This window comes from Vibrio sp. QJM3NY_15 (assembly GCF_057785995.1).
In genome coordinates this window covers 2,115,322-2,128,266 of the sequence record NZ_CM173517.1, presented here as the reverse complement: position 1 = coordinate 2,128,266, position 12,945 = coordinate 2,115,322, and the positions used below count along the sequence as shown (strand labels likewise).

The window sequence follows — 12,945 nt, the reverse complement described above, 5'->3', positions numbered from 1 at the left end:
TCTCGCCTTTCTATGTAAGTATCTGATTTTAAATTGTTATTTTGTTTGTTTTTTTGAGCGGTCAAATTTTCATCTAAAATATCAGTGATTGCCTTGATGAATTGGTCATATTCCATCCTATGTCATATATATAATTAACTTAATCAATCAAAATAAGATCACCATCACTTATTTGGATTATTGTACTACAAATAAAGAGTCGAATTTCCTATAGTCCTCGTAACAAATTAAAACGGACAAAGGACACACGATGGAACTCAACACAATTATTGTTGGCATTTATTTCCTATTCTTGATTGCGATAGGTTGGATGTTTAGAACATTTACAAGTACCACCAGTGACTACTTCCGCGGGGGCGGTAATATGTTGTGGTGGATGGTTGGTGCAACCGCTTTTATGACCCAGTTTAGTGCATGGACATTCACCGGTGCGGCAGGTAAAGCGTATAACGATGGTTTTGCAGTAGCGGTCATCTTCGTAGCCAACGCATTTGGTTACTTCATGAACTTTGCATACTTCGCTCCTAAATTCCGCCAGCTACGTGTAGTAACGGTAATCGAAGCAATTCGTATGCGTTTCGGTGCGACTAACGAACAAGTATTCACTTGGTCTTCAATGCCAAACAGTGTTGTTTCTGCTGGTGTATGGTTAAACGCACTAGCAATCATCGCTTCGGGTATCTTTGGCTTCGACATGACAGCCACTATCTGGATTACCGGTTTGGTTGTATTGGCGATGTCTGTAACGGGTGGCTCATGGGCGGTAATCGCATCTGATTTCATGCAGATGGTTATCATCATGGCAGTAACCGTGACATGTGCAGTTGTAGCAGTAGTGCAAGGCGGCGGTGTTGGTGAAATCGTTAATAACTTCCCTGTAGCGGAAGGCGGTTCTTTCCTTTCTGGTAATAACATTAACTACCTAAGCATCTTCAGTATTTGGGCATTCTTCATCTTCGTGAAGCAGTTCTCTATTACTAACAACATGCTTAACTCTTACCGTTACCTAGCGGCTAAAGACTCAAAGAACGCTAAGAAAGCGGCACTGTTAGCCTGTGTACTTATGCTTTGTGGTGTATTCATCTGGTTCATGCCTTCTTGGTACATTGCGGGTCAAGGTGTCGACCTAGCAGCTGCTTACCCAGATGCAGGTAAAAAAGCGGGTGACTTTGCATACCTATACTTCGTACAAGAATACATGCCAGCAGGTATGGTTGGTCTTCTAGTTGCTGCTATGTTTGCCGCGACAATGTCTTCAATGGACTCTGGCCTAAACCGTAACTCAGGTATCTTTGTTAAGAACTTCTATGAACCAATCGTTCGTAAAGGTACGGCAAGTGAAAAAGAGCTAGTAACTGTTTCTAAGATTACCTCTGCAGTCTTTGGTATCGCTATTATTCTTATCGCGCAGTTCATCAACTCGCTTAAAGGTTTGAGCCTGTTCGATACAATGATGTATGTCGGTGCTCTAATCGGCTTCCCAATGACAATCCCTGCATTCCTTGGCTTCTTTATTAAGAAGACTCCGGATTGGGCTGGTTGGGGTACGCTAGTGGTCGGTGCTTTAGTCTCTTACTACGTAGGGTTTGTTGTTAATGCTGAAATGGTGTCTTCAGTCTTCGGTCTAGAAGAGCTAACAAGCCGTGAATGGTCAGATGTTAAAGTTGCGATTGGCCTAATTGGTCATATCACACTGACGGGTGGTTTCTTCATTCTATCGACTTTGTTCTACAAGCCATTAACTGAGAAGCGTCAAGCCGACGTTGATAAGTTTTTCGGCAACCTAGCAACGCCACTTGTTGCTGAGTCGGCTGAGCAGAAAGCGCTGGATAACAAACAGCGCGAAATGCTTGGTAAACTGATTGCGGTAGCAGGTGTTGGTATCATGCTAATGGCTCTACTCACTAACCCAATGTGGGGGCGCCTAGTCTTCATCCTTTGTGGTGTGATTGTTGGTGGTGTTGGTGTACTACTGGTTAAAGCGGTCGATGACGGCGGCAAGCAGGCGAAAGCAGTAACCGAAAGCTAAACCATAGAAAACGTTTATAATAGAATGCGACGACTCGAAAGGGCGTCGCATTTTTTTGCTTTACGAAGCGAGTAAACGTGTCTGCTTTACAACATCAGACCTAAATCACGAAAACTGTAAAAAATTGTACGATTGAATCGAAATACGTTCAATTGTCCTACAATAAGACGTATATTATTGCTAATTCCTTTCAATCAACTTGAAAAATAAGTGAGTTAGAATGAGCGACCAAAAATCTCTTGATGCAATCAGGAAGATGAAGCTGGAAAATGATACTTCAGCAGGTAATCTTGTAGACCTACTCCCTATCGAAGTTCAAACACGTGACTTCGACCTATCATTCCTAGACACCTTGAGCGAAGCACGTCCGCGTCTTCTTGTTCAAGCTGATCAGTTAGAAGAATTCAAAGCGAAAGTGAAAGCTGACGAAGCTCACTGCATGTTTGATGATTTCTACAACAACTCGACAGTTAAGTTCCTTGAGACTGCTCCTTTTGAAGAGCCTCAAGCGTACCCAGCTGAGACGGTAGGTAAAGCTTCTCTATGGCGTCCTTACTGGCGTCAAATGTACGTTGATTGCCAAATGGCACTGAACGCGACACGTAACCTAGCGATTGCTGGTGTTGTAAAAGAAGACGAAGCGTTAATTGCAAAAGCAAAAGCTTGGACTCTAAAACTGTCTACATACGATCCAGAAGGTGTGACTTCTCGTGGTTATAACGATGAAGCGGCTTTCCGTGTTATCGCTGCTATGGCTTGGGGTTACGATTGGTTACACGGTTACTTCACAGATGAAGAACGCCAGCAAGTTCAAGATGCTTTGATTGAGCGTCTGGACGAAATCATGCACCACTTGAAAGTGACGGTTGATCTATTGAACAACCCTCTAAACAGTCACGGTGTTCGTTCTATCTCTTCTGCTATCATCCCAACGTGTATCGCGCTTTACCACGATCACCCGAAAGCAGGCGAGTACATCGCTTACGCTCTAGAATACTACGCAGTACACTACCCACCATGGGGCGGTGTAGACGGCGGTTGGGCTGAAGGTCCAGACTACTGGAACACACAAACGGCATTCCTAGGCGAAGCATTCGACCTATTGAAAGCATACTGTGGCGTAGACATGTTTAACAAAACATTCTATGAAAACACAGGTGACTTCCCACTTTACTGTATGCCGGTTCACTCTAAGCGCGCGAGCTTCTGTGACCAGTCTTCAATCGGCGATTTCCCAGGTTTAAAACTGGCTTACAACATCAAGCATTACGCAGGTGTTAACCAGAAGCCTGAGTACGTTTGGTACTACAACCAGCTGAAAGGCCGTGATACTGAAGCACACACCAAATTCTACAATTTCGGTTGGTGGGACTTCGGCTACGACGATCTTCGTTTTAACTTCCTTTGGGATGCACCTGAAGAGAAAGCACCATCGAACGATCCACTGTTGAAGGTATTCCCAATCACGGGTTGGGCTGCATTCCACAACAAGATGACTGAGCGTGATAACCATATCCACATGGTATTCAAATGTTCTCCGTTTGGCTCAATTAGCCATTCTCACGGTGACCAAAACGCATTCACGTTGCATGCCTTCGGTGAAACGCTAGCATCAATCACTGGCTACTACGGTGGTTTCGGTGTAGACATGCACACTAAGTGGCGTCGTCAAACGTTCTCTAAAAACCTTCCACTATTCGGTGGTAAAGGTCAGTACGGCGAGAACAAGAACACAGGCTACGAAAACCACCAAGATCGCTTCTGTATCGAAGCGGGCGGCGCTATCTCTGACTTCGACACTGAATCTGATGTGAAGATGGTTGAAGGTGATGCAACGGCATCTTATAAGTACTTCGTTCCTGAAATTGAATCTTACAAGCGTAAAGTTTGGTTCGTTCAAGGTAAAGTATTCGTAATGCAAGACAAGGCAACGCTTTCTGAAGAGAAAGACATGACTTGGCTAATGCACACAACTTTCGCAAACGAAGTGGCTGACAAGTCTTTCACTATCCGCGGCGAAGTTGCACACCTAGACGTAAACTTCATCAACGAGTCTGCTGATAGCATTACTTCAGTTAAGAACGTTGAAGGCTTCGGCGAAGTTGACCCATACGAGTTCAAAGATCTTGAGATCCACCGTCACGTTGAAGTGGAATTCAAACCATCGAAAGAGCACAACATCCTGACGCTTCTCGTTCCTAATAAGAACGAAGGCGAGCAAGTTGAAGTGTCTCACAAGCTTGAAGGCAACACGCTATTGCTCAATGTTGATGGCGAAACGGTTTCAATCGAACTGTAATTCGCTGAAGTAACAGAAGCTAAATATTAAAAACTCCGAGTGAAAGCTCGGAGTTTTTTTGTTTGGCGAGCGAGTTAAGTTGGATAAGTTGGCAAACTCACAAGGTTGAAAGAAAACTTGATTGGCCAGAGATAAATAACTTCTCGATGCCAAGTCAGTGGTTCAAGGGCTGAATCTGGACACTGATACACAAAGACCGAGTAGTACTTAGCCACTATGTTGAATGAAATGTGCAGGAGTCATATACGAGACCCCGCATGTATCGCTCTGTTAGAAGAATAGGGCGCCAACGCCTGTTTCCTAGAAATTATTATGACTTACTTTTCTGTGAACAGTTTAATCACTGGCTGAGTAAGGGAGTAGTGAACTATACATAGGTAAAGGCGTAGCTTGTTCTTACTAATCGTATGACATTTAACGTATGTTATTTATCAATAGACGGTTTTTAAAGTGGCAAATAGTTCCTGTAAGTACAAAGCGTGACCCATATTTTCTCGTAAAGTGAATCCCCGTCACAACTTGCATCGAACCATCGAATCAATGCCCTAAAACTATTGCGTAACGAGAAATACGTAGTTATTATAATGAGCATATAATCATACAATACTATATTTGGAGTTTGAACATGACTAAACCTGTAATCGGTTTCATTGGCCTAGGTCTTATGGGCGGCAACATGGTTGAAAACCTACAAAAGCGCGGCTACCACGTAAACGTAATGGATCTAAGCGCTGAAGCTGTTGCTCGCGTTACAGATCGCGGTAACGCAACTGCATTCACTTCTGCTAAAGAACTAGCTGCTGCAAGTGACATCGTTCAGTTTTGTCTTACAACTTCAGCTGTTGTTGAAAAAATCGTTTACGGCGAAGACGGCGTTCTAGCGGGCATCAAAGAAGGCGCAGTACTAGTAGACTTCGGTACTTCTATCCCTGCTTCTACTAAGAAAATCGGTGCAGCTCTTGCTGAAAAAGGCGCGGGCATGATCGACGCACCTCTAGGTCGTACTCCTGCACACGCTAAAGATGGTCTTCTGAACATCATGGCTGCTGGCGACATGGAAACGTTCAACAAAGTTAAACCTGTTCTTGAAGAGCAAGGCGAAAACGTATTCCACCTAGGCGCTCTAGGTTCTGGTCACGTGACTAAGCTTGTAAACAACTTCATGGGTATGACGACTGTTGCAACTATGTCTCAAGCTTTCGCTGTTGCTCAACGCGCTGGTGTTGATGGCCAACAACTGTTTGACATCATGTCTGCAGGCCCATCTAACTCTCCGTTCATGCAATTCTGTAAGTTCTACGCAGTAGACGGCGAAGAGAAGCTAGGTTTCTCTGTTGCTAACGCTAACAAAGACCTTGGTTACTTCCTTGCTCTTTGTGAAGAGCTAGGTACTGAGTCTCTAATCGCTCAAGGTACTGCGACAAGCCTACAAGCTGCTGTTGACGCAGGCATGGGCAACAACGACGTACCAGTAATCTTCGACTACTTCGCTAAACTAGAGAAGTAATCGACGTACGACCTCGCCAGGGTATTGCTTGTCTGTTAGACGGCGATACCTCAGCGAGGTTCGTTTTTATCTACACAAAGTCTTTTCTACAAGCCAGTTTTATCTCAACTTCCAAGTACCTACAACTTTCTGTTTGCTTCCACGGTTTCATTCTTCCTCGCAAAGCTTTTTACCATCAATTCTACTCTTCTAGCTCTACCTTTTTTCTTTTTCTGTTCTAACTTCGTAAAACTCTACCTGTTTCTACTCTCATTTTAGAGCGACCTTTCAATGCTACAAAGCTTCTCGCTAGCACTTAATTTCTTTAGAAACTCTTTGTTCTAGACACGCTTTGTTAGACATAACCTGACTCACCATTCTTATGTTTTTCAAAGCAGCGCTGATGCGTGATAGTTAGTGCAGCTGAGCAATCACATCCCCAACGTCAATGAAAAGCAAAAAAAAGCCCACACAGCTGGTGACTGTGTGGGCGTATTCGGACTAGCCGTCTGGAAAAACCAATGAACAATCCAAGTGAAATAACGATTAACGAGATCCCCCGACAGTTTCTGCGTTAAACGTGTTCAATGACCTTAAAGCGAGTTGCTTCAATTACCACTTTGAATTGCACAAAAGCATCCAGAAAGAACTTAAGTTATGATTCAAATACACCATACATTAAGGGTTATTGTATTACAAATAAATCTAAAGTTTGAATGCCTTTAGTGAATGCTTGGTTGGTCTAAATGTGATTCAGTACTCGTTTTTCAATCGACTCGATGATACTGGGAGGAAGAATAGAGCGAAGAAGAGTATCGACGAAGTTACGAGATAATCGTTCAAAAAATGAGTTAAATCCAAATTTACGCCGTTTAATCTAATGGTGGGAAAATGGAGGAATCATAAATGATACCTATGTCACAGGGTGGTTTTAACCAGTTTTAATATATCAATATCGCTCACAGAAAGGGCGTCTAATTAAGCATACAATATTAATTAACTTGGTGGTTGTGACGATGGTTCGGCATGAAAGACTTTCGCTTCCCGTATCTTCGATAATGTAAAAATAACCATTTCATTTGGATGAAAATAATAGACATAGATTGATATGGATGATGAGTTTTATGAATTCAAAATTGTCTCTAGGGTTTAAAGGAAAATTGATTTTAATGGTGGCGATCGTCAGTTCTAGTGCTTTGGCATTTACGAACTGGTTTACGCTTGATTTGGCAACAGACCAGGTAAACCAAACGATTTATAACGAGATCGATCACTCGCTAACGATAGAAATTAATCAGATTGAAAGTACCGTCCAACGCACCATCGATACCGTCAATTCCGTTGCACAAGAGTTCATGAAATCCCCATATCAAGTGCCGAATGAAGCGCTGATGCATTACGCGGCTAAGCTCGGTGGCATTGACAAGATTGTGGTGGGTTTTGACGACGGCCGTTCTTACACTTCTCGACCTTCCGAGTCTTTTCCTAACGGTGTCGGAATCAAAGAAAAATACAACCCAACGACTCGCCCTTGGTATAAACAAGCGAAATTGAAATCAGGCTTATCTTTTAGTGATCTGTTTTTCACTAGAAGTACTCAAGTGCCTATGATTGGGGTGACGTACTCATACCAAGATCGCGTAATCATGGCGGACATTCGATTTGACGATTTGGAAACTCAGCTTGAACAACTGGACAGCATCTACGAAGCCAAAGGTATCATCGTGGATGAGAGAGGGATGGTTGTCGCATCCACAATAGAAAACGTGCTTCCACAGAGCAATATCTCTTCTGCTGACGCCTTAATGAAACTCAACAAGGCTATCGAATTACCTGATCAATTCATTGAAGGTGTAATTGATGGCAATCAGCGAATCTTAATGGCTAAGAAGGTCGATATTGGCAGTCAGAAAGAGTGGTACATGATCTCAAGTATTGACCCAGAACTCGCGCTCAATCAATTGAATGGTGTGATGTCGAATACGCGAATGCTGATTGTCGCCTGTGTATTCGGTTCGGTGATATTGATGATTTTACTTCTGAATCGTTTCTACCGCCCAATCGTGTCACTGCGAAAAATCGTTCATGACCTTTCTCAAGGTAATGGAGACTTAACTCAAAGGCTCGCTGAAAAAGGCAATGACGATCTAGGACACATCGCCAAAGACATCAACTTGTTCATCATTGGCCTTCAAGAGATGGTTAAAGACGTGAAATTCAAGAACTCGGATCTTGATACCAAGGTATTAAGTATTCGAGAAGGCTGCAAAGAAACCAGCGATGTGCTGAAAGTTCATACCGATGAAACGGTTCAAGTAGTCTCTGCGATTAATGGATTGTCTGAAGCTTCAAGTGAAGTAGAGAAGAACTCACAGTCAGCCGCAGAAGCAGCGCGAGATGCGGCCGTGTTTAGTGATGAGACTAAGCAAATCAACACCGTGACAGAAACGTACATCAGTGATCTTGAGAAACAAGTTTGTACGACGTCGGATGATATTCGTTCTATGGCTAATGAAACGCAGAGCATCCAGTCGATAGTGTCTGTGATTGGTGGCATTGCTGAGCAAACTAACTTGCTAGCGTTGAATGCATCCATAGAAGCGGCGAGAGCAGGCGAGCATGGTCGAGGTTTTGCTGTGGTGGCTGACGAAGTCCGTGCGTTAGCAAATCGAACTCAAATCAGTACCTCTGAAATAGAAGAGGCGCTGTCTGGCTTGCAGTCGAAATCAGATGGTTTGGTCAAATCGATAGAGTTAACGAAGAGCAATTGCGAGATGACTCGTGCTCAAGTTGTCCAAGCGGTAAACATGCTAGCGAAGCTGACGGAACAGATGGAGACCGTGAGTCGTTTCAATAACGATATCTCAGGTTCTTCTGTCGAGCAAAACGCCCTGATTCAGAGTATCGCTAAGAACATGCATAAGATTGAAAGCTTCGTTGAGGAGCTCAATAAGCTAAGCCAAAATCAACTGACAGAGTCGGCAGAGATCAAAATACTGAATGGCAGCGTTAGCGAGCTAATGAGTAGCTTTAAAGTCTGACGTTTCTATCAATAAACACTAAGAATCAATGCGTTAATTTTGGTTTTTAGCTTGAGAGCCGCTCCAAGCCTGTCGAGTTTAGAGTGGCCTTTCTACGTTGTTTTTGTCTCTAAATCCTCGGTAAAACCAGCTCATATCACTTCATTTGCCGTATCTCACATTCTGATAAACGGACAATTGACATAAAATAGTACAAATATACATTATCACTTAACTCTTATGGATAAGTGAGATAAATGTGAATAAGCCAATTTTTGTCGTCGTGCTCGCTTCGCTTACGTATGGCTGCGGTGGAAGCAGTTCAAATAGTTCAAGTGACAGCAATGACCCTTCTGATAACAGCAATCCAGGGACGTCTTATGGCGTTGTCGCACCTTACGATATCGCCAAGTATCAAAACATCCTCTCTAATTCTGACTTTCAGGTATCGGATCCTAACGGCACAGAGGGAAACAAAACCTCTGAAGTTAAAGATGGCGATTTCGATGGTTACATCAGTGATTACTTTTACGCAGATGAAGAGACGGAAAACCTAATTTTTAAAATGGCGAACTATAAGATGCGTTCTGAGGTTCGTGAGGGAGAAAACTTCGATATCAATGAAACTGGTGTAAGACGAAGCTTGTATGCGGAGATAAGCTTACCTGATATCGAGCATGCAATGGCGAGTTCACCTGCCGATCATGATGAAGTGACATTGCTACAGATACACAATAAGGGTACTGATGAGAGTGGGACAGGTTACATTCCTCATCCGTTATTGCGTGTGGTGTGGGAACAAGAGAGGGACGGCCTCACAGGACATTACTGGGCTGTTATGAAGAACAATGCGATTGACTGCAGCAGTGCTGCTGATTCTTCGGATTGTTATGCCACTTCATACAATCGTTACGATCTAGGTGAGGCGGAACTGGATAGCTTTACCAAGTTTGATCTTTCTGTTTATGAGAACACACTGTCGATCAAAGTGAATGACGAAGTAAAAGTGAATCAAGATATCGCGTACTGGCAGCACCTGTTGAGCTACTTTAAAGCGGGTATCTATAACCAATTCGAGAATGGTGAAGCGACCGCTTACTATCAAGCGCTGAGATACACCACGACTCAAATCAACGGGTCAAACGATTGGGACATTAATGATTGGAAGCTGACCATTCCGACAAGTAAAGATACTTGGTATGGAAGCGGTGGTGATAGCGCTGCTGAATTAGAACCGGAACGTTGTGAATCGAGTAAAGATCTTCTGTCAAATGACAGCGACGTGTATCACAGCGATATTAACCTTTCTTACTTCAATACCGATGAAGGGAGAATGCACTTTAGAGCAGATATGGGATATGGCACCTCTACTCAAAACTCTAGCTATATTCGCTCTGAGCTCAGGGAGCTGTATCAAAGCAGTGCTCAACCGGATTGCAGCACCAGCGATGAAGATACAAGTTGGTATTTGAACGACACTAGAACCCACGCAACCAGTCACGAGTTAAGTGCAACTTTGCGAATCGAAGACTATCCGAACATTAATAACCAAGATCCAAAAGTGGTACTTGGGCAAATTCATGGTTGGAAGATCAATCAAGCATTGGTGAAGCTCTTATGGGAAGGAGAGGGCAAGCCCGTCCGAGTTATACTCAACTCCGATTTTGAGCGCAACAATCAAGATTGCGGCGATTGTGACCCATTCAGTGTTGAATTGGGTACATACGCAGCCAGTGAAGAGTGGCGATATACGATTCGCGCGAACCAAGACGGTGTCTACTTGGCAACCCATGATGCAGATGGAACCAATACTGTTTATCACTCAATCCTTTGGAGACAAGATTACACAGATAAGGATGGGGACACGGTGTCGTTAACGTCAGATTGGGCATCGACAGATATTGCTTTCTATTTCAAAGCGGGTATCTATCCACAATTTAAGTCTCACGACGACTATGCCGGTGAGGTGTTTGATGTGAGCTTTAGTTCTCTTAGAGCTGAACATTATTGAATAAGCTGACGTCTAAATAACAAAAATGACTGCTTCGAAGACCATGTTGACTCCTAACAATGTGGTCTTTTTTTTGCTTTTTGGACGCTTGCAGTATGTGTTTTGAACGACAAAGGTTCTGCTCGAGCCATACAAATGCTCACTATTGCGGGTCCGTTGATCTGCGCTTGCTAGTTCATTTCGCATTCCAAATTATTATAGATTGTCTTTTATCAATAGGAAGTGTGATCCAGTTAAAGTATGGAAAAATCGGAAAGTGTTCCTAGTCTCATTTATCCAACGAAGTGTTTTATTTGTATTATAAGATTACGTAATATTTTCATGTTATCGCAAATACTGATAGGTGAATCGCCTTATAGCTCGTGTTTGCTGATTTAGCTTTCACTTACGAACGCTGTCTTTGTATTATAATAATGGATTAAATATGAAACAAATTACTTTAAAAACTTTACTCGCTTCTTCTATTCTACTTGCGGTTGGTTGTGCGAGCACGAGCACGCCTACTGCTGATTTTCCAAATAACAAAGAAACTGGTGAAGCGCTTCTGACGCCAGTTGCTGTTGCCGCTAGTAGCCATGATGGTAACGGCCCTGATCGTCTTATTGACCAAGATCTAACAACACGTTGGTCTTCTGCGGGTGATGGTGAGTGGGCAACACTGGATTATGGTTCAGTGCAAGAATTTGACGCTGTTCAAGCATCATTCAGTAAAGGTAACGAGCGCCAATCTAAGTTTGATATTCAAGTTAGTGTCGATGGTGAAAGCTGGACGACGGTACTAGAAAACCAACTGAGCTCAGGTAAAGCTATTGGCCTAGAGCGTTTTCAGTTTGAGCCTGTGGTGAAAGCACGTTACGTAAGATACGTTGGTCACGGTAACACCAAGAACGGTTGGAACAGTGTGACTGGATTAGCTGCAGTTAACTGTAGCATTAACGCATGTCCTGCTAGCCATATCATCACTTCAGACGTTATTGCTGCAGAAGCAGTAATGATCGCTGAAATGAAAGCGGCAGAGAAAGCCCATAAGGCCGCACGCAAAGATCTGCGCACTGGTAACTTCGGCGTAGCAGCTGTTTACCCTTGTGAGACTTCGGTTAAATGTGACACTCGTAGCGCACTGCCAGTACCGACAGGCTTACCAGCGACACCAGTTGCCGGTAATGCACCGAGCGAAAACTTCGACATGACTCACTGGTACCTATCTCAACCATTCGATCATGACAAAAACGGCAAGCCTGATGATGTGTCTGAGTGGAACCTTGCAAACGGTTACCAACATCCAGAAATCTTCTACACAGCTGACGACGGCGGCCTAGTATTTAAAGCTTACGTGAAAGGTGTACGTACATCTAAAAACACTAAGTACGCACGTACTGAGCTTCGTGAAATGATGCGTCGTGGTGATCAGTCTATTAGCACTAAAGGTGTTAACAAGAACAACTGGGTATTCTCAAGCGCACCTGAGTCTGACTTAGAAGCTGCGGCTGGTATCGACGGCGTTCTTGAAGCAACGTTGAAAATCGACCACGCGACAACGACGGGTAATGCGAATGAAGTAGGTCGCTTTATCATTGGTCAGATTCACGATCAAAACGATGAGCCGATTCGTTTGTACTACCGTAAATTGCCAAACCAAGCAACGGGCGCAGTTTACTTTGCACACGAAAGCCAAGACGCAACAAAAGAGGACTTCTACCCTCTAGTGGGCGATATGACGGCAGAAGTAGGTGAAGATGGTATCGCACTTGGCGAAGTGTTCAGCTACCGCATTGACGTTAAAGGTAACACGATGACTGTTACTTTAATGCGCGAAGGTAAAGACGACGTTGTACAAGTAGTTGATATGAGCAACAGCGGCTACGACGCAGGCGGCAAGTACATGTACTTCAAAGCGGGTGTTTACAACCAAAACATCAGTGGCGACCTAGATGATTACTCACAAGCGACTTTCTACCAGCTAGACGTATCGCACGATCAATACAAAAAGTAATCTAACCGGATAAAATATAGCCTCCAACTCGTAGAGTTCGGAGGCTTTTTTGTGTCTGTTGTTTGGGTAGAGGAAATATTAGGCCGTTAAATAGATCAAGTAGAGGG

General features: G+C 43.5%; 6 protein-coding genes. All 6 read left to right on the top strand.

Translation table 11 applies throughout. The features are described 5' to 3' along the window. Positions 1-250 precede the first annotated feature (250 nt). The 6 genes from AC3CKG_RS09595 to AC3CKG_RS09570 all read left to right on the top strand — a co-directional run bounded on the left by AC3CKG_RS09595 (position 251) and on the right by AC3CKG_RS09570 (position 12,838). Positions 251-2,029, top strand: a complete 1,779-nt coding sequence (locus tag AC3CKG_RS09595) for a sodium:solute symporter family transporter (RefSeq protein WP_017110873.1) — start codon at positions 251-253, stop codon at positions 2,027-2,029. Between the two features lie 220 nt (positions 2,030-2,249). After that, on the top strand, positions 2,250-4,328 hold the full coding sequence (locus AC3CKG_RS09590; protein WP_488528259.1) for a DUF4962 domain-containing protein: 2,079 nt from the start codon (positions 2,250-2,252) through the stop codon (positions 4,326-4,328). Positions 4,329-4,953: 625 nt separating this feature from the next. Further along, positions 4,954-5,835, top strand: a complete 882-nt coding sequence (locus AC3CKG_RS09585) for an NAD(P)-dependent oxidoreductase (RefSeq protein WP_004733521.1) — start codon at positions 4,954-4,956, stop codon at positions 5,833-5,835. A gap of 1,148 nt (positions 5,836-6,983) precedes the next feature. Next, positions 6,984-8,855 (top strand): methyl-accepting chemotaxis protein, encoded by a 1,872-nt coding sequence (locus AC3CKG_RS09580; protein WP_102543535.1) that lies wholly within the window; start codon positions 6,984-6,986, stop codon positions 8,853-8,855. Between the two features lie 238 nt (positions 8,856-9,093). Then, complete coding sequence (locus tag AC3CKG_RS09575) at positions 9,094-10,845, top strand: polysaccharide lyase family 7 protein (protein WP_488528258.1); 1,752 nt, start codon at positions 9,094-9,096, stop codon at positions 10,843-10,845. Between the two features lie 424 nt (positions 10,846-11,269). After that, on the top strand, positions 11,270-12,838 hold the full coding sequence (locus AC3CKG_RS09570; protein WP_102579486.1) for a polysaccharide lyase family 7 protein: 1,569 nt from the start codon (positions 11,270-11,272) through the stop codon (positions 12,836-12,838). Positions 12,839-12,945 lie beyond the last annotated feature (107 nt).